General features: G+C 39.7%; 21 protein-coding genes. 6 read left to right on the forward strand and 15 right to left on the reverse strand.

Annotation, left to right across the window (positions count from 1 at the left end; genetic code table 11):
- Positions 1 to 32: 32 nt before the first annotated feature.
- The 3 genes from AC1DV1_RS10060 to AC1DV1_RS10070 are packed head-to-tail and all read right to left on the reverse strand — an operon-like array spanning position 33 to position 2,908.
- Positions 33 to 773, reverse strand: coding sequence for a 4'-phosphopantetheinyl transferase family protein (locus AC1DV1_RS10060; protein WP_477358320.1), 741 nt, complete (start codon positions 771 to 773; stop codon positions 33 to 35).
- A gap of 39 nt (positions 774 to 812) precedes the next feature.
- Positions 813 to 1,988: a glycosyltransferase family 2 protein gene (locus tag AC1DV1_RS10065; RefSeq protein WP_477358322.1), complete on the reverse strand. Its 1,176-nt coding sequence runs from the start codon at positions 1,986 to 1,988 to the stop codon at positions 813 to 815.
- The gene (locus AC1DV1_RS10070) at positions 1,985 to 2,908 is read right to left on the reverse strand and encodes a glycosyltransferase family 2 protein (RefSeq protein WP_477358324.1); all 924 of its coding nucleotides are present in this window, start codon (positions 2,906 to 2,908) and stop codon (positions 1,985 to 1,987) included. The genes AC1DV1_RS10065 and AC1DV1_RS10070 overlap by 4 nt, the downstream gene beginning before the upstream one ends.
- Before the next feature lie 175 nt (positions 2,909 to 3,083).
- Between AC1DV1_RS10070 and AC1DV1_RS10075 the strand changes: the two genes are divergently transcribed.
- Complete coding sequence (locus AC1DV1_RS10075) at positions 3,084 to 4,226, forward strand: acyltransferase family protein (protein ID WP_477358326.1); 1,143 nt, start codon at positions 3,084 to 3,086, stop codon at positions 4,224 to 4,226.
- Between the two features lie 17 nt (positions 4,227 to 4,243).
- Here AC1DV1_RS10075 and AC1DV1_RS10080 read toward each other — a convergent pair whose 3' ends face one another.
- From AC1DV1_RS10080 to AC1DV1_RS10120, 9 genes are all read right to left on the reverse strand, one after another.
- A complete protein-coding gene (locus tag AC1DV1_RS10080; RefSeq protein ID WP_477358328.1) occupies positions 4,244 to 5,428 on the reverse strand; it encodes a glycosyltransferase family 2 protein in 1,185 nt (394 codons plus the stop codon).
- A gap of 52 nt (positions 5,429 to 5,480) precedes the next feature.
- Positions 5,481 to 6,701 carry a glycosyltransferase family protein gene (locus AC1DV1_RS10085; RefSeq protein ID WP_477358330.1) on the reverse strand — a complete coding sequence of 407 codons (1,221 nt, stop codon included), beginning with the start codon at positions 6,699 to 6,701 and terminating at the stop codon, positions 5,481 to 5,483.
- A 15-nt stretch (positions 6,702 to 6,716) separates the two neighbouring features.
- Positions 6,717 to 8,054, reverse strand: coding sequence for an oligosaccharide flippase family protein (locus AC1DV1_RS10090; RefSeq protein WP_477358332.1), 1,338 nt, complete (start codon positions 8,052 to 8,054; stop codon positions 6,717 to 6,719).
- 11 nt (positions 8,055 to 8,065) lie between these two features.
- Positions 8,066 to 8,680, reverse strand: coding sequence for an acyltransferase (locus tag AC1DV1_RS10095; protein WP_477358335.1), 615 nt, complete (start codon positions 8,678 to 8,680; stop codon positions 8,066 to 8,068).
- 9 nt (positions 8,681 to 8,689) lie between these two features.
- On the reverse strand, positions 8,690 to 10,201 hold the full coding sequence (locus AC1DV1_RS10100; protein WP_477358337.1) for an O-antigen ligase family protein: 1,512 nt from the start codon (positions 10,199 to 10,201) through the stop codon (positions 8,690 to 8,692).
- A 213-nt stretch (positions 10,202 to 10,414) separates the two neighbouring features.
- On the reverse strand, positions 10,415 to 12,574 hold the full coding sequence (locus tag AC1DV1_RS10105) for a GumC family protein (protein WP_477358340.1): 2,160 nt from the start codon (positions 12,572 to 12,574) through the stop codon (positions 10,415 to 10,417).
- Position 12,575: 1 nt separating this feature from the next.
- The gene (locus AC1DV1_RS10110) at positions 12,576 to 13,256 is read right to left on the reverse strand and encodes a TolC family protein (RefSeq protein ID WP_477358342.1); all 681 of its coding nucleotides are present in this window, start codon (positions 13,254 to 13,256) and stop codon (positions 12,576 to 12,578) included.
- 4 nt (positions 13,257 to 13,260) lie between these two features.
- Positions 13,261 to 14,346 carry a sugar transferase gene (locus tag AC1DV1_RS10115; protein ID WP_477358345.1) on the reverse strand — a complete coding sequence of 362 codons (1,086 nt, stop codon included), beginning with the start codon at positions 14,344 to 14,346 and terminating at the stop codon, positions 13,261 to 13,263.
- Positions 14,327 to 14,713, reverse strand: coding sequence for a response regulator (locus AC1DV1_RS10120; protein ID WP_477358347.1), 387 nt, complete (start codon positions 14,711 to 14,713; stop codon positions 14,327 to 14,329). The genes AC1DV1_RS10115 and AC1DV1_RS10120 overlap by 20 nt, the downstream gene beginning before the upstream one ends.
- Before the next feature lie 503 nt (positions 14,714 to 15,216).
- Between AC1DV1_RS10120 and AC1DV1_RS10125 the strand changes: the two genes are divergently transcribed.
- Both AC1DV1_RS10125 and AC1DV1_RS10130 read left to right on the forward strand, forming a co-directional pair.
- Positions 15,217 to 15,684 (forward strand): response regulator transcription factor, encoded by a 468-nt coding sequence (locus AC1DV1_RS10125; RefSeq protein ID WP_477358349.1) that lies wholly within the window; start codon positions 15,217 to 15,219, stop codon positions 15,682 to 15,684.
- 96 nt (positions 15,685 to 15,780) lie between these two features.
- The gene (locus AC1DV1_RS10130; RefSeq protein WP_477358351.1) at positions 15,781 to 16,320 is read left to right on the forward strand and encodes a DUF4199 domain-containing protein; all 540 of its coding nucleotides are present in this window, start codon (positions 15,781 to 15,783) and stop codon (positions 16,318 to 16,320) included.
- Positions 16,321 to 16,403: 83 nt separating this feature from the next.
- Here AC1DV1_RS10130 and AC1DV1_RS10135 read toward each other — a convergent pair whose 3' ends face one another.
- Together AC1DV1_RS10135 and AC1DV1_RS10140 are read right to left on the reverse strand one after the other, a co-directional pair.
- On the reverse strand, positions 16,404 to 16,796 hold the full coding sequence (locus tag AC1DV1_RS10135; RefSeq protein WP_477358353.1) for a VOC family protein: 393 nt from the start codon (positions 16,794 to 16,796) through the stop codon (positions 16,404 to 16,406).
- 72 nt (positions 16,797 to 16,868) lie between these two features.
- Positions 16,869 to 17,258, reverse strand: coding sequence for a DoxX family protein (locus tag AC1DV1_RS10140; RefSeq protein ID WP_477358355.1), 390 nt, complete (start codon positions 17,256 to 17,258; stop codon positions 16,869 to 16,871).
- 388 nt (positions 17,259 to 17,646) lie between these two features.
- Between AC1DV1_RS10140 and recQ the strand changes: the two genes are divergently transcribed.
- The 3 genes from recQ (at position 17,647) to AC1DV1_RS10155 (ending at position 20,751) form a co-directional block, all read left to right on the forward strand.
- Positions 17,647 to 19,839 carry a DNA helicase RecQ gene (gene recQ / locus AC1DV1_RS10145; protein WP_477358493.1) on the forward strand — a complete coding sequence of 731 codons (2,193 nt, stop codon included), beginning with the start codon at positions 17,647 to 17,649 and terminating at the stop codon, positions 19,837 to 19,839.
- A 79-nt stretch (positions 19,840 to 19,918) separates the two neighbouring features.
- Entirely contained in the window at positions 19,919 to 20,356 is a 438-nt protein-coding gene (locus tag AC1DV1_RS10150) for a hypothetical protein (RefSeq protein WP_477358357.1), read from the forward strand.
- Positions 20,344 to 20,751: a hypothetical protein gene (locus AC1DV1_RS10155; protein WP_477358359.1), complete on the forward strand. Its 408-nt coding sequence runs from the start codon at positions 20,344 to 20,346 to the stop codon at positions 20,749 to 20,751. The genes AC1DV1_RS10150 and AC1DV1_RS10155 overlap by 13 nt, the downstream gene beginning before the upstream one ends.
- On the opposite strand, the gene AC1DV1_RS10160 is transcribed toward AC1DV1_RS10155, so the two are convergent.
- A complete protein-coding gene (locus tag AC1DV1_RS10160) occupies positions 20,744 to 21,394 on the reverse strand; it encodes a carbohydrate-binding protein (RefSeq protein WP_477358361.1) in 651 nt (216 codons plus the stop codon). The genes AC1DV1_RS10155 and AC1DV1_RS10160 overlap by 8 nt on opposite strands.
- Positions 21,395 to 21,417: the final 23 nt, after the last annotated feature.

Raw genomic sequence — 21,417 nt, forward strand, 5'->3', positions numbered from 1 at the left:
TTCAAACAAAAGCAACAAAAAAACCACACAAATCATACATTTTTTGACAAGTTTATTTCAAAAAAATGCAACTTTTGAATGGTTTTTTCACACACTATGCTTCCCAGGTTTTCAGCATCGGTTTTGAAGCTTTTTACCAACCAGTTTTTGTCGGTTTTTAAAATAGTAGTGTTGGTGATGTGCATGCCGTCGAGGCAGGGGATATGTTTGAGGTTCTCATCCAGGCCCTGGGCGGTGGCTTTGGTAAGGGCTTCCTTTCGTGTCCACAACAAAAAGAAATTTTCCGGGTTATCATTTATAAAACTAATTTCGGCGGGGCTGAAATAATCTTCCAGTATGGATTGGAAATTAAACGAGGCATCTATTGTTTCGGTATCCACGCCAACATCGGTTTTTGCAATCGCTATTAATACCCAGTTTGCCGAGTGGGATACATTATACCGCAAATCAGCTCCCGCAATAAATGGCTTTTTATTTGGGCCGCTGCCGAAGATGATATCCCTTGCCGGTTGATTGATATACCTGCTTATTATTTCCCTCAATGCCGCCCTGCTGATAATAAACCGAATCCGATCTTTTTCCTGTACATAACGGTTTGCCCGTACAATATCATCGGGCTGCAGGAGATTTAGAAAGTGTGCAGTTTGGTCTTTATACGAAGGGATATAAATTCGCCAAATGTCAACATCACTATTTAACTTAAAACTGCAATCGGTTGAGGGCTGCCATAAAATATTTGTTAATAGTTCAATGTGCACTTCAATTTGCTTCATGGTGGTAATTTTCCGGCAGGTATGCCAACATGATAATTTTTATTGCCGGCGTTGTGCTTTTTCCCAAACGGCACTTTGTGTAGTGGTAAAATACCTGATGATACCGGCTAAAACAGCATAATTCATCACACAAAAGTAATAGGGAATAAACAATATTTTTACCCGTAATTGTTTCTTTTCCATGATGTAGCCCAAAAATGCCAGCAGGTAAAATAATACCTGCGCAAACAACAGCAGCTGCGACCCCGTTGCGCCGGGTTCTGAAGCCAGGACAATATTCAGCACAAACGATAGGATGAGCAGGAAGGGGGTAATTGTCCATCGCAATACCCGGTGGCTGATGTACTGGAACGACAGTATTGGGTAGGGGAAGGGATTAAACAAACTTTTTAGCCGCAATATTGATTGGATGCCACCAGCTGCTATGCGTATTTTTCGTTTTAACTCTTCGGATACATTTTCAGATGCGGTTTCGGTAGCGTAGGCTTCGGGTTCATAAACAATGCGGAACCCTTTTTCGGCAATCAGCATAGATATCATAAAATCATCCAATACCGTATCTGCCTGTACCGGCAAATAATGCGAACGCCTTACACTGAACAACTCGCCGGCGGCACCAACAACAGAATATAATTCAGAATCCCATTTTTTAAGGGCCGATTCGTATTTCCAGTAAAAACCTTCGCCGGCGGCGCTTGCATCGGCATTCTCGTCAAAATGCACGCGTTTTTCGCCGGCCACCGCGCCGACGGCAGGATCGGTGTAATGCCTGCAGATTTTTATTAGCGCATCTTTGTTCAAAAAGGTATTGGCATCGGTGAAAACAACGGCGTCTGTATCCACAAACTCCATAGCCCGATGAACGGCAGCTATTTTACCGGCGCGCTGCGGCTGATGCAAAAGCTGGATCTGGGGGTACCCCGCAATGATGCCCGGAGTGTTATCAGACGAGCCATCGGTTATAAAAATTATTTTCAATTTACCTGCCGGGTAATTGAGCAGTAAGCTATTGGCTATTTTTTCTTTTATAAAAAACTCCTCGTTATAGGCGGCCACAACCAGCGTACAGGTTGGGAGAACGCTCAAATCTTCGGCTATAGGTTTTTTGGCCCCCCTCACCATTCTTTTTAGTTTTATAATAAAGTATAGCAGGATGCCGTATCCTGCAAACGTATAAAACACAATAAAAAGGCTTAACAGTAAAATTATTTTCATGCTATGGTTTTTATAGGGTAACCTAAGTTAGTGCTGTTTTTTGAGTGGGTGAAATTCCACCAGATTGCTTTAAAAAGCATGGGTATAAAATCGTAGTTTTTATTTTTAATATAAGCTATCAGGTTACGCGGCACCACCAGTACCAGGAAATAAATAAAAAAGATTATCTTTTTGTAGCCGGGCGCATTACGCCGCGTAAACAGGATGCGGTTACGGTTCATGAAATACTCCTTAAGCTTACTCTTTTTACCAACGGATACAGATTCTTTGTGATATATCAACGCATCCGTATTCACCCAGGCCTGGTAGCCGGCTCTTTTGATCATCTCGCACCAGTCAACCTCCTCATAGTACAGAAAAAAATTTTCGGCCATGAGCCCGGCTTTGTCAATAGCTTCTTTTTTAATCATCATAGCTGCACCGTGGCAATAGGCTGTTGGGCCTGTGATGTGGTTAAACTGCCCCTGGTCTTTTTGCTTTAGCCCGATGCAACTATTACGGCAGGTGTAATAATCCATAGGCGTATAGCCGGCATATTGAATTAAACTTTTATCACTGTAATATTTTATCATGGGCGAGATAATGCCCACATCATCATGTGTCTCTAAAATAGTTACCAATTCACTTACAAGGCCAGGCGTAAATTCGGTATCGTTGTTTACCAGGAAAATATAATCGCCCGTGGCATGTTTAATACCCAGGTTGTTACCCCCGGCAAAGCCCAGGTTAGCATCCGACCGGATGGATTTAATATGGGGGTATTTTGCCAGCCAACCGGGAACTGGGTTTGTTTTACTGGCGTTATCAACCACAATTATCTCCAGGCTGGCATAGGTGTTTGTTTTTTCTATGGACGATAGCAACTCTTCGGTTACTGCCGGCTGGTTAAAGTTTATGGTTATAATAGAAACTTTTTTCATTTATAGATAACACACATAATTGTTTAGCGCGATTTACAATTACAAAAGTTAACTATTTAGTTTAATAAAACAAATTGCATTTTTATAATAAATCGCTATTTACAAGATAGATTACCTAAATATATTATGGCTATATTCGCGTATATTGCTTAAAAATGTTTTGTGAATTTTAAATATGAATGATATACTAAACAAAACGCCGACTTTAAACAGTAAAAAGAAGCTCTACTTTCCTAATTTAAATGGTATACGCGCCTTGGCAGCCTCAATGGTTTTAGTATGCCATATTGAACTTCACAAGGTTGATTTTCATCTTAAACGGCTTGATTTTTTAAATGTTTTAAATTTCGGAAGAGTTGGCGTAACTGTTTTTTTCTCGTTAAGCGGGTTTTTAATAACATACCTGTTGCTTGAGGAAAAGAGAAATTTTACAGCTATAAATTTTAAAGACTTTTATATCCGAAGAACGCTAAGGATATGGCCACTATATTTCCTTACGGTTTTTGTAGGTTTCTTTGTTTATCCTCATGAGGGTTCAACCAAGGCTTTGTGGTTGTCTTTATTGTTTTTACCCAACCTTGCATTTTGCTTACACTTGCTGCCTGTAGTATTTGATACCATATGGTCTATAGGTACCGAAGAGCAATTTTATATTTTTCATCCACATTTTTTCAGGATAAAGAAAATTTCACATATCCTTTATACGTTGCTTGTTTTCATTTTATTTATATGGACGCTTGGCGTTGTTGTTGTGCGTTTGCCTCATGAATGGTTTATCTGGAAAACATTTAATGAGTTTTTTTATTACGCCCGTTTTGATAATATGATGATAGGGGCTGTGGTAGCTGTTTTATATTTTAATACTAAGCACCCAACAGTTAAATTTAAATTGCAGTCTCTTTTTGATCTGATGTTTAATAAATATTTTCAGGTACTAATTTTGCTTGCCTTTATTATTTTTACCGCTTTTTACCTTAACCATTATATTGCGCATGGCGATGTAATACTTTCTATATTATCTTCGCTGCTGATAGTAAATTTATGTCAAACAAATACAAGCATTTACTCGTTGCAGGGTAAAAGCATGAAGTTTATAGGGCAAATTTCATATGGTATTTACCTATTGCACAAGTTTCCGTTATTCCTGATACTTTTTATCACAGAAAAATATATGCAGTCGGCAAACCTGGTAGTTCAAAACATAATAATTTATTGCTTTACAATTGCTTGCACAATAGCACTGGCCTCACTATCATTTTATGCATATGAAACCCCTTTCCTTAATTTAAAGAAGAGGTTTCAAAAAATAACCCAGTAGTTTTTATTGAGCTTTGGTCATGTTGTATGATCGTGTGGTGTATGAATAAATTTTTTGTTGGCTCCTTTAAGTTTAAATAATAAAAATAACATAGTAAAAAAAATCAATGGCAGTTTTAAAGCAGCGATAAGTAACCTGCCGTTAAAAAACTGACCCGGTATTGCAACCAAAATACCAATATAACAGCAACAGGTTGCAGCCAGCCATAATTGCCAGGCGGGACAAATACCTGGTATTATTAAAGATATGCCCAACATAAACGGCATTAAACCAAGCATGAGCACACGGGGCAGTATAGCAGTTTGATAAACCTCATTAAAATAATCAAAATTACCTCGCAAAAATAATTCGCTAAAGCCGCTCATGCCGTATTTGCGCAACAGGTTAAACTGGGCCGAAAGCCATCTTTTACGTTGTTTTTTAAATACTTCGGGGTTACTTACCTTCTCATCATATACATAGGCTTTTTCGGCATAGGCAACGCCAATTTTCTGGCGGGTAAGTATCAGCCCCATTTGTTTATCAAAGCCTCCAACAGCATCAATCTGGCCCATGGTTGTTTTGAATAAGTTATATTCCAGCGCCATTCCCGAGCCTATAATAGCCGCCGAAAGATTAAATACCCGTTGCGCCTTCCTAAAAATGTGGTTGTTAATCTCTTCACTTATGCCATCAAGCACTGCTACATTGGTATTACTGTTTTTGGCTATCCTGTGGCCTTGTACCACCTTTTCGCCTGCCTGCAGGTAGTTGTTTATCTGGTACAAAAAGTCGGGCGCAGCAACGTTGTCAATATCGTAAACTACCGCTGCATCAAATCCGGGCACCGTATTTTCAATAGCTTTGTTCAGCGCTTTTGATTTGGTGCTATTTTCAAAAAACACTTCAACAACCTGCAATGGCATTTGCCTTAGCTTTACCAAAGTTTCGGGCTTAAGCGAATCGGCTATCACACATACATGGAATTTGTCGGCAGGGTAATCAAGCGTTAACGCGTTTGCCGCAGAATTCAATAAAATTTCATCTTCTTTATAAGCGCAGATGTAGATAACAAACTTGCTTAATGAAGTAGCAGCGGGAGGATATTTTATAGGTACCAACTTCCCTAAAACCGAGAAGATAAAAAGGTACAGGCAATATATTCCCAGGTATATAAAAGCCGCCCACATGATTACCGAAGCAATAAACTTGATGATCTCCATTGTTTATTATGTTTTATAACTTTTACTGTATTTTAATAAAAAAGTTGCGTTATTATTGATTTATCGCTTTAAGCTTTAGCTTTAAATTTAATGCCAAAAGTTTTTCTATTTCAATAACGCGGTGCTCCCAGGTATTTTCGGCAGCCACTGCAAGTCTTTTTTTCTGTAGTTCAGGCGTGTCCTTTAAAGCCTCGTTTATGGCAATGGTAAATTCTTCGGCAGTTTTACAGTAAGCAACCGTATCTTTTGTAAATTCTTTTAAATCGGTATTAAAATTGGATGATACCGTTGGTTTGCCCGAGCCAAGGTATTCAAAAAGCTTCAGGGGGAAAATAGAACTGCTTACCTCATCTTTTTTGAATGGGATAATGGCTACATCAAAACCTTTTAAAACTGCGGGCATTTGCTCATAAGGCACTGCTCCTGTTAAAAAGGCATTGGGCCGTTCAAATACCGACATATCCGCGTAATTATTATCCACCGGGCCTACAAAAGCGAAATTCTTGTCGGGATTTTGATCTAATAATTCTTTGAGCAAGTTGTAATCAACGCGGCGTTCGATGTTACCAAAATACCCTATTATTGGTTTGCCGATACCCGATAAAACAGCAGCTACAGGCAATTCAGGATCAAGCGCTTTTTGGCTGTGGTTGATGTTTGCCGCGTTTGGAATAAGGTGCGTGTTATGATTTAACTTAAGCTTTTTGTTCCTTAATTCATTGCTGGTGCAAATTACCAGGTCTACGTTTTTAACAACAATATCCTCGGATATTAAACCATGCCTGGTTTGGTAAACCTCTATCAGCGGATCGACGCAATGGTAAACCGTTAGTAATGGCTTTATTAAATTATGAAAGTTGGGGTAGGTGTAGTTGTACGAGTTGATGTAAATGTAATCGTCGATGCTAAATTGTTTTATTACTTTTTTTACCCGCGAGGCAACTATTAATTCATTCATTTTAACAGCCAGGCGATATATTTTCCCCTCGGGTAACATATTAATGGATGGCACCGGCGGGCAAATCACTATTTTAAGGTTGGGTATCTCTGTCTGAATAATGCTGTTGGGAGGTGAAAAGAAATGCGGCTTCCTGATTTTAAAAGCCGGCGTATTTTTATACATCATATAATCGCGCCAGGTAAAGGGCCTGTCAACATAGTATACTTTATTGTTTTTTGCCAGGTATTTTGCCAAGGTATAGTTTGTTGATTCCAGGCGGCCATCAAACTGCATTTGTGAAAATATGATGATATTGCGGTTCCTGAGCTCCATACGGAAATTGCTTGTTTATCTGTTCCTCATCTTTTTATATCCGGTGCTGATAAGCTCGTTCAGTTCAAGGTACCCTAAATAAAACATATCCCTAACAGAAAACTGTAAGTGCCTTTTTAGCGCCCAATAACCAAAAATGGCTCCCGAAAAGAAAGTAAAAATGGATGCTATAGCAACACCGTATAAACTGTGAAAAATGAATATACCTGTAAAATCGGCAACTACATTAACTGTCAGCATAATAAAAACCTTTATCATATTTAATTGGGGTTTCCCAATAATGTCCAAGGTTATCCCAAAAAATCTATCAATTGGAAGCAGCATTACAAAGCACATAAATATACGGAAAATATTGCCTGCATCAGAGTGCTGATAACCGATGCCGAATAATAAACCGATAACAAAATCGGCTAATAAAAAGGATAGGACAGCTACAGGTATTAGGGCGAGGGTAAGCATTCCCGCATATTTTTTCATGATATACGATACCTGCTTTTTATCCTCGCGGTGTACCGCCGAAGACATCACAGGCAATGCTGTAGCAATAAAGGCCCTTAAAGGAATCTCAAATATCTCCATTAGCCTTTGCGGAATGTAATATACACCAAGCAAATTTGTGGGGAACATCATTTTAATAATAATTGTATCTGAACTGCGCAACAGGTATGAACTGATTGATGTGCCAACGCTATATTTGCCAAAATGGGCCATGTCTTTTATTGAAGCCCAGCTTCTGTTGCCCAGTGTTTTGATTTTTGACCATCCGATAAAAATGGTGAACAGGCTGCTGATAACACTGCTTAGGCAGTAGCAATAAATTGAATTTTGTAAACTGATTTGGCGGAATACGATAAGCAGTAACACGAACAGGAAAAACCCGCCCTGGTTAATTAACTGTACTAAAAAAAGCCTGTCAAAACGCTGCTGGGCCTGTAGTATCCATATTGTTATTGTTGTTGGAAGCGAGCATAAGTAAACGATGCCAAGCCATTTTGTTATAAGAAACATGTTGGGGCTTGTGCCGGTATACGAAAGAATGAAAAATAATAACAGATTGCCCAAACCAAAAATGAGCACTATAACTAAACCAATGTACCAGGCAGATCCAGCTATATTGGATGCTCTTTCGATGTTGGCCCCGGCATAGTATTTTATGAGCGACGTTTGCAGAAAACCTGTTCTGAACGTATCGGCAAGGTTAAATACAACAAGGAAAAATATATAATCACCAAAGTCGCCTTTAGAGAGATGCCGCGCCATTACACCCAGTATGGCCATGCCCAAAACCGGCATAATTGCATTGCTTGCCAGGGAAAGTGTATGCTTATTGATAAGCTTTTTAATAAACGGCATGGTTTGTTTTGTTACGCCTTTTCCCAGCAATTTGTTGTGAAATTATATCTTTTTATGACTCTTGCCGGATTGCCTACCGCTACTGAATAATCAGGTATGTTTTTTGTAACAACACTGCCTGCACCTATTATTGCATGTTTACCAATATTTACGCCCGCAGTAACTACGCAGTTGGCGCCAATCCATACGTTATCATTAATGATGATTTGCCTGGTTACCACTTTTTGTGCCCTGGGAGGGAGGCTTATATCTTCGTAACCATGGTTTAAGCCCGAAATAACAATGTTTTGCGCCAGCATTACATAATTGCCAATAGTAACCGGGCCAATAATAACGTTGCTGATGCCGATGCCGCAATTGCTGCCTATTATAACGTCGCCTACGCCATTGTTGATGGTTGCAAAATCTTCGATAATACTTTTGCTGCCTAACGAGAATTTGTTAAACGGAAAAATATCCAGCCGTGCATAATACCTTACAATAGCCCCCTTGCCCCGCGGATAATAAAACGGCGTAATAAACCAGCGCACCCAACGCCGGGGCCTCGATTCACCGGTTGGTATCAGCATCCAGTGGACTAACTTTTTTAACCTCGGGTTTGTTTTTATAGTGGTTATTATCGACATCGGCTCAATTCATTCGGTTAATGCTGTGGTTTCTGTATTATTACCCGTCGTTGTGGCTTGTTGTTCAAGGTCTAACCGCATGCAGGCAACAATAATGGCAATAGACAAGTAAAAAATAATATTGGATGGGTATTGTACAATGGCCTGCTGCGGAAAATTGCCGATGTTAAAGGCGAATATAACCAGTACCATGGCCATACAATAGTTTTTGATTCTGGGGTTTTTTATCAGAAAAAAGGAATTGATACCGTTTTTTAATACCACAAAAAACAGGGTACAGAATAAAAGAAGGCCTATCCAGCCCATCTCTACCGCCACCCGTACATATCCGCTATCGGGTGGGAATTTGGCAAGCATAGAGTTGGGGGAGAAACGGCGGCCCCAGATCCCGACCGATCCAAGCCCGCCACCTATCGGATGAGACAATATATATGGCTTTATTTTTTTTTGATTTTCGGCCCGCACATTATAGGATGCATCTTTGGATGGGCTAAAAGCAGACTGGAACCTTTTTATTGCCGGGTTTGATGTAGGCATTACAATCAAAAAAGCAAGCATTAAACCAGCCGTAACGGTTCCTATAAGTACCTTGCGGTTAAAATTCAGTACGGCCAAAATAAGTAACGATGCCGGTAATAAAACGTAGGCCGCCCTGGTTCCTGAATAAAGCAGAACCGTAAGAAAAAAAATGGCTATACATCCCAAAATTATTTTTTTGCGGATGTTAATATTACTCATGATAAGTGCAATACAAAGCAGCGCACCTATAACCATGTTATAGGAAAACGTAACGGGATCGGAAAAGATGCCCGATTTGCGCATGTGCCCATTTATAAACAACAAACTTACCCGTTGGGGGTCAGAATAGAGCCATTTTTTTTCGAAAGATAAATAACCAAATTTTTCCTGTTGAAAGGCCGAAACGGCGGCAATAATATCGAGCAGGAGCCACAGTTTAAACAAATATTTAATAAAGCTAACCGTACGTATATGATAAACAAACACAAAGTACATGAGCATGATAAAGCCAACCGTACGTACCGTATAAATCCAGGCCAGCACAGATGCAGCAGCTGGATTAGCTACCTCAATCATATTGTATGCAAGCCAAATTATAATTAATACACTAATAGGGTTTTTAAAATAACTCCAGTCGTTTTCGCTTTTTTGCTTAATAAAAAACCCCAGGATAAGCAAATAGGTAATAGCATCCAGCAAGGTGCCTATTGGCACCTGGGCAGGCAAAAATTCAGAAATGTAGCTAATAAAAAATGATGCAACTATTAGTATCGTTATCCCAAATTTTGGATAGGCAACAATGCCAACTAAAACGGGCAGGCCTATTACAATTGCCATGATAGCACCAGCGCCAATAATACCAAGTTTATACACCACAACGCTTACGAACAAAGCGGCCAGTACTAAAAATATAAGCACAAAAGGATTTGAAAACTTTTGGCGCAGCAGCCTTTCCCCAAATGTTTCGTTCACCTTAGTATTATTAGTTGTTTCGTGCTGCATTTGCTATGGCCAAAGGTTTACAAAAACAAAATTTTAATTGCCCATACAAACACGCCGATAAAGGCTATTGTGATTGCCGCTTTGCGCGACTTGTTTTGAAGCGGTGTTAAATCTTCAAAGGGGTCTCGCTTTGCTTCAATGGGATCTATTCTCATAATACTAAAGCTAAAATTACCCTGGTTCAAAATAAACCGGCAAATGCCTCATACAGGGTTATGTTCTCTTTTTATTTGCCGTTGTTTTATTAAGCACCCATCCGCCAAACTTGCTTCCCAACGTTTTTAAAAATGCCAGGTGAGGTTTTTGCGTGTTGGTCAGTTCTTTATTTGCCTCAAAAATGGCAATAGTTTTGTTGGCAAACAGTAACCATTCCTTTGATTTATTTAAGGCAGTTAACGGAGCTGTATCAATAATAATAATATCATATTTTGACCTTAAGTCGTCAAACCGGTTTTTAATAAAGGCTTCATCGGCAATTTCAAGCAGGGTAACATCGCTGCCATGGTTACCCAGGGTAGTAGCCACGCTGCTGTTTACATCTATACTGTTGTGCGGATTGTTTTTAAAATAATCCTCTAAAAACAGCAAAGGGTGTAGTGCATTTGTTAAATCCGGCCTGTCAAAATTTCCATCAATCAATAAAACCTTTTTATTGATCATAGCATAGGAGTATGCCAGGCTTGCCGCAAAAAGTGTTTTACCCTCATGCGGGCTTAAACTGGTAATAGCTACTATTTTTTCTCCGCGTAATTCCTGGTCAATCTCAAACCTTACAGATCGCAGCAAATCCTTATATTGTTGCATTTTATCCCTGTTTTCAATATCCCAAAGTTTTCTGATATCCAGGTCGGTGCCAGGTATCCTGTTCAGGTAGCCCAGTAGTGGTAATTGGGTTTTATTTACAAGCTGGGCCGGCTCCTTTATGGTATTATCGAAATAAAACATCAGGAACAATATAAACACACAGCCAAAAAACGTTACCACAACGCTAATAACTATCAGCAGCATCTTTTTGGATGGCTGCGGGGCTTCGGGTTCGGCTTTCTCTACCTGTATCAACTCGATGTTGAAATTCGACTTAAGGTTGGTAGCATTGTATTTATTCAACACGTCAAGGTATTCCTGGCTGGCAATGTTGATGTCAAAATCGTAAGTTTTTACCTTGGCATCAAACGGCACCAGGCTTGCAAATTTGGCGTTCAGTTTGGCCAGTTCGGTATTGATAGATTGCAGGCCATATTTGGCCAGGTCGCGTGCTATTTCAAGGCCCAGTTTTTGCTTAACCAAGTCGTCTTTATGAGTAAGCGGATTGGTAATATATTGGTCTGATGAGACATTTATTTGAGCCGATAATGATTTTTGAAGCGAATCAAGAGCAGGCTTATATTTAGGATCGTAATTGCTGCGGATGTACCTGTTTTGAGTATTATGAAGTTCATCCTGGGTTACTGTAATAGCCTGGTTAATTTTGCTTGATACCGACTCAAAATATTTTCTGTCGCCGGGATCAAACCTGCTGTCAATCTTTTTTAGTGTCCCGTCATATGATGCAATTTCTTTTTCTGCATCCTGTTTTTTGTCATTATAGCTAATTATCTGGCTAAAGATGGCTCTTGACTGTTCTTCAAGGTTTATTATTCCGTTGTCTATTTTGTATTTTTGCAATTGTGCCGTTTTATCACGAAGGGCGTTTCTTTTTTGAACTAACAGCTCGGATAAAAATGAAACGGCATTGGATTGGTTTTTCTTTACGGCTTCTGAATAATAGTTGATAAATTGGGTACACAATATATTAACCACATCTGCAGATAATTCCGGGTTGGCCGAATTATAAGTTATAGTTATAAAATCGCTGTCTTCGTCCCGGTAAATAATCAGGTCCTTGCGCAAGGATTCGTCATCATATTTCATGGAATGCAGGAGGTCGTTCAAAATGCGCTCCTGTTTGTTATAAAGCAACAGGGGTTCAAAGTGGTTGAATTTGTACTCAAAAAGCTTTAGCGCGGCGTCGCGCTGGTATTCGGCCATTTCTGCAAGCATCTGGCTTGGTTTGCTATACGGGTAGGTAGGGTACTTTAAGTCATGTATTATTAGCGAGTAGGAAACCTGGCTCACTATCCGCTTAAGCTTCATGATGGCCATCAGGTTACTAAACTCGCTGAATGCCTGTTGGGTTTGGAGACTTGCGTTTGCATCTTTATCCAGCAGGTGCCGCGATGCATCAATTATACCCGTAGCAATTTGCGCATGCGAAATATAGGTATCGGGCAGTTTTTTAACTAAAAAGAAGGTACCTATACCTGTTATAAGTGGTATAAAAATGAGTACTAACCGGTATTTTTTTAATAGTTTTAAAAAAAAGCTTAACTCCATTTTACTTTACGTCTTCCAGTTTAATTCCTAATAGCTCTTCCAGGTTTGTTTTGGCGGTCCAGGTGGCCAATTCAGCCTGTAACATAAACGCATTTTGGTTGTAATATGCGTTCAATTGCTCGTTATAGATCTGGAATGTGGTTTCTCCCTTTTGAAATGCGTATTTAAGCTGTTTAACAGCAGTCCCTGCGTCTGTTACCGCGCCCGAGCGAAGCCTCAATTCGGCCATAGCAGCCAAATACGCAAAATAGTTTCTTTTTACCTGCGCTTCAAGACTAAGCATATATTCTGTTTGCTGGTATTGGGCTATTTTAAATGATTCGTTTGCAATATTGGTATTAGATGGGTTTCTAAGCAATTGGCCTATATTAAGCGTTAGGGCTAACTGATAGCCTTTAAATATGCTTGGCTTGGCCTGGTTAACTAGATTTTGCGGGCTGTAAATGTACGATGCCGTTAAGCCATCCACCCACGCAAATTTTGTTTGATTGTAAGTGCTGCGGGCTATTTTTACCTGGCTTTGCTTTGCCTTTACCTCCGGATAGTTCTTTTTAGCTGTCGCTATCAGTTTATCCAGGTATGTCATGTTTACAGTGTTTATAAAAGTCTCCTGGGCACATACCTGCCTGGAAAACAGTGTAATGGTTAACAAAAAGCAAGCAACTACTATATTTCTGTTCATTAATTTATACTTTTTCTTTTTGAAAGAGAGCGGGTACAGTACCTACAATAATCCGTAAATCTAACCAAATAGAATACTTTTGAGCATAAAAGTTATCCAATTTCTTTCTTTCTCTTTCAGACATATCTTCTTTGCCGCGTTTGCTAATCTGCCATAAGCCGGTAAGTCCCGCGGGGCCCAGGAACCTCATAGACCATTCGTTGGATGTAAGCATCTCGGCCTCATAAACAGGCAAAGGGCGATTACCTACTACAGACATATCGCCCCTGAGGATGTTGAAAAGCTGTGGAAGTTCGTCGAGACTGGAGTTGCGCAAAAAATTACCAAGCCTGGTAATACGCGGATCGTTTTTGATTTTTACAAAAGCTGCTTTACTGGCTCCGCCTTCGGTTGCGTACTGGTTGTTCTCGGTAGATAGTTTAGCCAATAGCTGATCGGCATCGGTGCGCATCGACCTGAATTTATAAAAATCAAACACTTTGTACCCTGTGCCAACCCTTTTGCTTTTATAAAATACCGGCCCTTTTGAATCTAACTTAATGGCTATGGCTACAAGCAGGTAAATGGGGGATAGGAAGAAAAGCATTGAGCCTGATATAACCAGGTCAATAACACGTTTTCCAAAAGGCATCTTGTAAGTTGTATCAACTTCTTTTGATAACTCAAGCAATTTTGGCTTTATCAGCTTAAAAGTTACCAGGAAGTTTAACCTTTCGCGCAAATCATCAACAGAAAACGGAACACTGTAATAATCATGTACCCTTAATTGCAGCGCTTTTTGTTTTAGGGCTTTATCATTTTGGGTTGATAGCAAAACGATGATAGAGCCATTTAGTAAAAAGCTTCGTTTTATAGATTCTACCAGTGCAAAACATTTGCCTTCTTTATCAATCTCCATCAGGATGATATCCGGAACTGTTAAAATAGACTGCTCGCCCAGGTAAACATCAAGCTGAGTGATGGTATCATTACAAATGAGATTAAAGTTGCTAAGGCCGCTTAATATCTGGTCTTTTAATTCCAACCCTGCATAAGCGATCCTGATGTGCGAACCGGAATTTTCGTTCCAATCAGACGTTTGATGATTCATAAACTTGTAGAAGTTGGTTAATTGCTGACTTTAGTTCGTTTGGTTTGAAGGGTTTGTGCATGTAGCCGTCAATTTTAAAAGGCATTTTGCTTACCTGTTCATCCAGGTCATGTGCCGCAGACAACAACAACACCGGGATATCCCGGTAAAAACCACTTATTTTAACATTTTTGGCAAATGACTGCCCGTCAAAATAGGGCATCTGAAGGTCAGAAAGAATCAGGTCTGGAAAATGCCCTTCTTCCAGCCATCCAAATGCATCAATGCCGTTGTTTTTAACAACGCAATCATAATCTTTAGAAAGGATAAAACTGAGTAACTTTAGTATGCTTAAATCGTCATCGACAATCAGTAATGTTTTCTTCATATGGTTAATTTCGGGAATCTGGTAAAGCAGTTAAAACATATAAACTAATAATGATTTCGGGCAAAGGCCAGGTTTTAATTGTATTAAAATTCCTATATTTTTAATGGTTTTCAAAGTAATCGGGTGTACGTTAAAATGATGACGAGAGTTTTGTTTTTAGTGTAATTTCCTAAAAATCTTTACACAGGTAACCAGTTTGTCCGCATTAAGTCAATTACTGTACCGAAAATACAGATAAAAATTTTACCTAAGGCACCAATAATGCTTTTATTTGCTAACAAGGCTTTTAGCTATTAATTAAGGCGTTAATATAGCTTTCGTTTAGGTTATTATAGCTGAATCCTATCTACAGTTGAGGAATATATTCCCATTTTGGGTAGATGCTTTTAATAAAGGGAAAAAAATACCTGATGTGTTGATATTTTTTAACCCTGTGCTATTTGATATTACATAGACATTGAACTGCTATTTTATATTTTTGAAGGGAATAACATGAAAAGCATTTGAACCGGTTTGCAAAAAATAAGTATATTATTATTTATGGGGGCTCGCTCGCCGTGCTGCTGTTTTTAATGCGGTGGCTGGAGTATCGTTTTATTATCATAGACCACGCCCTTGAGATTTATATTGGTGCCATAGCCATTATTTTTACATCGCTGGGTATCTGGCTGGCATTAAAGCTAAGTTCGCCAAAAGTAAAAACCATACAGGTTGAGAAGGAGGTTTACGTTTACCCAAGCGATAATTTTGTTTTAAACGAAACCGCATTAGCCGAACTCAATTTAAGCAAACGTGAAGTGGAAGTACTGCAATTAATGGCCAGCGGTTTAAGTAACCAGGAAATTGCTGCCCGGTTGTTTGTTTCGTTAAATACCGTTAAAACCCACTCGTCAAATTTATTCTGGAAACTTGACGTTGAACGCCGTACCCAGGCTGTTGATAAAGCTAAAAAGCTGGGAATCATTGCCTGAAAAGCTGCTACTTTAGGGTGATTTGTTCGAAATCACCCTAAAGTATGACTGCTGCTTAATCACAAACCTTCAAATTTGTACCAAATATTTAAAACGATGAGAAAAAATGTAATCACTTTTGGGCTAATTGCAGGCGCCATAGTTTCCGCCCTGATGGGTGTGACTGTAACCATGTGTTATGCCGATGGAAAAACCCACGGCAACATGTACTTAGGGTACGCTACCATGCTCATCGCGTTCTCGATGATATTTGTAGCTGTTAAAAACTACAGGGATAAATATAACGGCGGCGAAATCACCTTTGGGAAGGGTTTTATGATAGGGCTATATATTTCGCTCATCGCATCTACCTTATACGTGGTTACCTGGCTAATCATCTACTATAAATTTATGCCCGATTTTATGGAAAAGTACGCAACCCATACACTCACCGAAGCCAGGGCCAGCGGTGCAAGTGCAAAAGAACTTAGCGAACAGACCGCTAAAATGGATACCTATAAGCAAATGTACAAGAACCCTGTTTTTGTGGTGTTGTTTACTTATATGGAGATTTTGCCTGTAGGATTAATTGTAGCAGTTATTACCGCATTGATACTAAAAAAGAAACCCACAGACAATATATTGGCTGCCGGTTAAGCCGTAAGCCCGAAGTTAGTTTTACTTACTACTTCGGGCTTACGACTTCAGGCTATTTTAAGCTAATTTCCGGCTTTGTTTATTTAGCTTTTAGCTTCTTCAATAACCGACAGGATGTTACCCGCCGGGTCATTAAACCAGGCTATTACGGGACCGCCGGCTGTAAATATGCCTTTTTGATTGGTTTTGAAGTTTTCTTCGTTGTAAACAATAAATTTAACTCCGCGGGTTGTTAATTCGTCTACAGCTTTTTCAACATCCGGTACCGGGAAGTTAAGTATGGTAAAGGTGGCTGGCTCATGATTAGGCTTGGGGTATATTACAATTGCGTTGCCGCCCAAAATTTCCAGGTGTAAAATGCCTGGCATCGAGACGTCTTCCTTTACTTCGAGGCCTAATGTTTTACCATAAAATTCCTTTGCTTTGGCAATGTCGTTTACCGAAAAACCACTGAATGCTTTGCTTTCTTTTAACATGATAATTTCCTTTTATTATAACAATTGACAACAGCGGATTTTGTTTCAACTTAAAACTAATCGCCCAATTGTTTATTTTGCTGTAAATAAAGGCGCGTACTTATCGCGTTGTGTATAAGCCAGGAATAATACACCTGCCAGCAGTGGTATAACCATAGTGAGCCCCGATGGCGACAAAAAGGCGTTCACTAAAACGATATTTATCATTACCGGGAATAAAACCACCAAAGCCAGGGCCACGTACCTGCCAAATAGTAAAAGCAGCGCGCAAACCAATTCGGTTATTTTTATAAACAACATTAAATAACCCGAGGCTTCCAATCCGTCGTTAAAAACTTTCATATTGCCTGTTACAGGGGGCATAGCAAATGCATGAAAGTAAACCATGGCAAAATAGGTTACAGATGCAAACAAAAACATCAGGGCTACAAGTGTGCGTACAATAATTACAGCAATTTTCATAAAATTTTGGTTTTGGTGTGGTTGGTTTTTATTGAGTTGTGTATATCTACAGGTTATAACAGAAATATTTTGTTACCGGCCGTTAGCAAAAAARGAAATCCCCAGGATCAAACTATCAGCTTAATAGTTTTTTGCTCACACGCTGTTACGGAAATTTAAATTTGGTTTTGCAGTAACAAAAATAGATAATAATCTGTTATTTATCACTCAAATAAAACTAAACGATAGCAGGTTAAATTTGCCAAGGATTAAAATGGATTAGGTAAAAAAAATGTTTTTCACTTAATAATCATATTTGATTAAAATTAAAAAGTAAATCCCTCGTTTATTCATAAATTTTTGTTACTTTAAACTTTTAAATCGGACTTTAAGATTATTTAAGATAATGATAGAAACTAAGAAGTCGCTATTTGATAACCTTCAGAATTTTTTCGGATTCRACAACTTTAAGGGGGAGCAGGAAGCGATAATCACTAATATCCTGGCGGGTAATGATACTTTTGTAATTATGCCTACAGGTGGTGGTAAATCCATGTGTTATCAGTTACCGGCGCTAATGAGCGATGGTACTGCAATTGTAATTTCGCCATTGATTGCCCTGATGAAAAACCAGGTAGATCAGTTAAGGGCCTTTGGAGGCTCAGATAGTATAGCTCATTTTTTGAATTCGTCGCTCACCAAAGCAGATATTGGCCGGGTTAAAGAAGACGTGTTGGCCGGCAAAACCAAGCTGTTGTATGTAGCTCCTGAATCATTAACCAAACAGGAAAATATTGATTTTTTACGCCTTAACCAGGTATCATTTGTTGCGGTGGATGAAGCGCACTGTATCTCGGAGTGGGGACACGATTTTCGCCCCGAATACCGCAAGATAAGGCAGGTGATCAGTAATATTGGCGATAATATACCAATCATTGCGTTGACGGCTACAGCAACACCAAAAGTTCAGCAGGATATCCAAAAAAACCTGCAAATGAACAATGCAACCATTTACAAATCATCGTTCAACCGGTCAAACCTTTTTTACGAAGTACGTGCCAAGCGTAACGTGATTAAAGAGATTGTAAAGTTTGTAAAACAAAACCAGGGTAAATCGGGCATTATTTATTGCCTCAGCCGCAAAAAGGTTGAAGAGGTTGCCGAAGCCCTTAACCTGAACGGTGTTAAAGCCCTGCCATATCATGCCGGGTTAGACCCCAAGGTGCGCGCCGATACACAGGATAAATTCCTGATGGAAGATGTTGACGTTATTGTGGCTACCATCGCCTTCGGGATGGGGATTGACAAACCGGATGTCAGGTATGTAATTCACCACGATGTGCCTAAGAGCATGGAGGGCTATTACCAGGAAACCGGTAGGGCAGGCCGTGATGGCGGCGAGGGTGTTTGCGTTGCTTTTTATTCTGAAAAGGATATTGATAAGCTGCAAAAGTTCATGAAAGATAAGCCTGTTGCCGAACGCGAGATTGGCACACAGATATTAAAGGAAGTTATCGACTATTGCGAATCGTCGGTTTGCCGGCGTAAACAGTTGTTGCATTATTTTGGCGAGAACTTTAACGAGGCCGGCTGTAATAACATGTGCGATAATTGCTGTGGCCACAAAGATCATTTTGATGGCGAAGAACATTTGCATAAAGCCCTGAGCCTGATTAAACACATTGGCGAGAAGTTTGACGATCATTACATCATCAGCATATTGATGGGTGAGGATAACGCGCAAATTAAAAACTACGAGCACGATGCCATTGATTACTTTGGGTCGGGCAAGGAGCAGGGTAAAAACCTGTGGAATTCGTTGTTGCGCCAGGCATTACTCAGTAACTATTTATCAAAAGATATTGACCAATATGGTTTACTCCGGTTAACCAAGCTTGGTAATTCGTTTATTGAGAACCCGCACAGCATCCGTTTTGTGATGAACCATGTGATAGAGGGGACAGATGACGATGATGAAGCAGACGGCCCTAAACAAGGCGGTGGCGCCCTGGATACCCAGTTGCTGCAAATGCTGAAAGATCTGCGTAAAAAGCTGGCCAAACAAAAAGGATTGCCTCCGTTTGTTATTTTCCAGGATCCGTCGCTGGAAGAAATGTGTACACACTATCCGGTGAATACCGAGGAACTGAAACAAATTTCGGGAGTGGGCGCCGGTAAGGCTTTGAAGTTTGGTAAACCGTTTACCGACCTTATTCAGAAATATGTAGACGATAATGACATTGACCGCCCTGTAGATATGGTAATTAAAAGTGCCGCCAACAAATCGGCCCTTAAGGTTTTCATTATTCAGAACATCGATCGTCATTTAAACCTGGATGACATTGCAGCCTCAAAAGGACTTACCTACGAAGAGATATTGAAAGAAGTTGAAACCATAGTTAACTCGGGTACCAAACTTAATCTTAACTATTATATTGATGAGGTGATTGATGAGGATAAGCAGGAAGAGGTATTTGATTACTTCCGCACCGCCGAAGCCGACTCGATAGATGATGCCCTTGCCGAATTAGGTAACGATGATTATACCCGTGAAGAAGTACAATTGATGAGGATTAAGTTCCTATCCGAAATGGGGAACTAACATAAAACGATATAGGTAAAAAAGGGAAGCAATCATTGTTTCCCTTTTTTATTGGCCAAAAACCTTAATTTTAAATCAATTGGCAAAAGCTTTAAAACTGATAGCGATATTTTTGATTTTTGGAATATTAACGCTGTTCACTCAAATAGGTGGGGTTGTGTACCTGTTGTCGTTTTTAACGCATGCCTTTATTAAAAAGAAATTTGTTAACCGTTATGCCATATTTGCTATCGAAACTGCTGCGTTCCTGTTTTTTTATGTTGCATGCACATTTTTAATTGTACCACCGTTGGCTAAGTTATTGGGGCGGGTGCCGCTGCCGATGACAAAGACCAATAACCTGCAACCGCTCAATATCCTGACATGTATTTTTAATCGTAACTATGTGCGGTCACAGCTAAAAGACGTTGCTTTTGATGTCGCCAAGCAAATGAATGAAAGATATCCCGGTACGGTTATAAATTATTTGGATGCCAGTTTTCCTTTTATTAATAAGTTTCCGTTATGTCCCACCTAAGTCACAACGATGGCAAAAAGCTTGATTTTGCCTTTTGTTACCTCGATAGCAAAACATCAAAAGCTACAAACCTTGCGCCATCACCCATTGGCTATGGTATTAGCGAAACCCCGCAGCCCGATGAAATAAATACGGCTGCTTTTTGCAGCGAACAGGGTTATTGGCAATATAGTTTCCTGATGAAGATCGTCCCTCAAAAAAACAAAGCGAATTTTATATTTGATGGCAACCGCACCAAAAATTTGGTTGAAATACTTGCCTCTGAAAAATCAATAGGTAAAATATTCATTGAACCCCATTTAAAGACAAGGCTAAAGTTAACAACCCCCAAAATAAGGTTTCATGGATGCAGGGCCGTAAGGCATGATGATCATATTCATGTGCAGCTTATCTAAAATCAAGATAATCCAGGTTCATGTTACCATTAGCAACAATGTGAAGCTTTAGCACATGTACACCTTTGGTTAAAGTTATTGAGCCGATGGAGTTTGATCCATTCCAATGATGCCATTGCCGCCATGCAGTGGTATCCTGATTATCGTGGGTTGATGCTATTTTCATGGGCCCGGTGGCATCTTTACCATCAACATCTATAGAGATAGCACCATCGCCATTTGATGTATATAAAACGCCGATAGCATAAGTTCCTGATTTGGTTACATTAACGGTGTAGTTGATCCATTCGCCGGGTTGTGTCCAACCAACATAAAATTTGTTCATGTCGCGTGGTACCTTGTTGTACGGATTATCGTCAATATGGTCATGAGCTTTGGTGTACGATATATCAACACCTTCTGTCATCCTGAACTCATTTAAAAAAGTTCCGTTGGCAGGGTTAAGCTTGCCGCTGCCGTTATTGGTGCTGTCGCTGTCATGATAGGCTACGCCCTCGCCGCCGATATTATAAAATTCACACTCCAGCCTGCCAGGTAGTTGCTGCATTTTATTTTGCCAGGGTTTGCCGGCATCAGGCGATTGAAATGTAGCGGCACAGCAAAAAAACGCTATACCGAATAAGGACAATAAAATGGTTTTCATTTTTGAGGTTATAGTTGGTTGGC

It is taken from the genome of Mucilaginibacter sp. P4_D1 (assembly GCF_056401935.1).

What these genes read in the sequence shown, in the direction of transcription:
- AC1DV1_RS10060 (WP_477358320.1), bottom strand. Translation starts at nt 773, where the DNA reads ATGAAGCAAATTGAAGTGCACATTGAACTATTAACAAATATTTTATGG.
- AC1DV1_RS10065 (WP_477358322.1), bottom strand. Translation starts at nt 1,988, where the DNA reads ATGAAAATAATTTTACTGTTAAGCCTTTTTATTGTGTTTTATACGTTT.
- AC1DV1_RS10070 (WP_477358324.1), bottom strand. Translation starts at nt 2,908, where the DNA reads ATGAAAAAAGTTTCTATTATAACCATAAACTTTAACCAGCCGGCAGTA.
- AC1DV1_RS10075 (WP_477358326.1), top strand. Translation starts at nt 3,084, where the DNA reads ATGAATGATATACTAAACAAAACGCCGACTTTAAACAGTAAAAAGAAG.
- AC1DV1_RS10080 (WP_477358328.1), bottom strand. Translation starts at nt 5,428, where the DNA reads ATGGAGATCATCAAGTTTATTGCTTCGGTAATCATGTGGGCGGCTTTT.
- AC1DV1_RS10085 (WP_477358330.1), bottom strand. Translation starts at nt 6,701, where the DNA reads ATGGAGCTCAGGAACCGCAATATCATCATATTTTCACAAATGCAGTTT.
- AC1DV1_RS10090 (WP_477358332.1), bottom strand. Translation starts at nt 8,054, where the DNA reads ATGCCGTTTATTAAAAAGCTTATCAATAAGCATACACTTTCCCTGGCA.
- AC1DV1_RS10095 (WP_477358335.1), bottom strand. Translation starts at nt 8,680, where the DNA reads ATGTCGATAATAACCACTATAAAAACAAACCCGAGGTTAAAAAAGTTA.
- AC1DV1_RS10100 (WP_477358337.1), bottom strand. Translation starts at nt 10,201, where the DNA reads ATGCAGCACGAAACAACTAATAATACTAAGGTGAACGAAACATTTGGG.
- AC1DV1_RS10105 (WP_477358340.1), bottom strand. Translation starts at nt 12,574, where the DNA reads ATGGAGTTAAGCTTTTTTTTAAAACTATTAAAAAAATACCGGTTAGTA.
- AC1DV1_RS10110 (WP_477358342.1), bottom strand. Translation starts at nt 13,256, where the DNA reads ATGAACAGAAATATAGTAGTTGCTTGCTTTTTGTTAACCATTACACTG.
- AC1DV1_RS10115 (WP_477358345.1), bottom strand. Translation starts at nt 14,346, where the DNA reads ATGAATCATCAAACGTCTGATTGGAACGAAAATTCCGGTTCGCACATC.
- AC1DV1_RS10120 (WP_477358347.1), bottom strand. Translation starts at nt 14,713, where the DNA reads ATGAAGAAAACATTACTGATTGTCGATGACGATTTAAGCATACTAAAG.
- AC1DV1_RS10130 (WP_477358351.1), top strand. Translation starts at nt 15,781, where the DNA reads ATGAGAAAAAATGTAATCACTTTTGGGCTAATTGCAGGCGCCATAGTT.
- AC1DV1_RS10135 (WP_477358353.1), bottom strand. Translation starts at nt 16,796, where the DNA reads ATGTTAAAAGAAAGCAAAGCATTCAGTGGTTTTTCGGTAAACGACATT.
- AC1DV1_RS10140 (WP_477358355.1), bottom strand. Translation starts at nt 17,258, where the DNA reads ATGAAAATTGCTGTAATTATTGTACGCACACTTGTAGCCCTGATGTTT.
- AC1DV1_RS10155 (WP_477358359.1), top strand. Translation starts at nt 20,344, where the DNA reads ATGTCCCACCTAAGTCACAACGATGGCAAAAAGCTTGATTTTGCCTTT.
- AC1DV1_RS10160 (WP_477358361.1), bottom strand. Translation starts at nt 21,394, where the DNA reads ATGAAAACCATTTTATTGTCCTTATTCGGTATAGCGTTTTTTTGCTGT.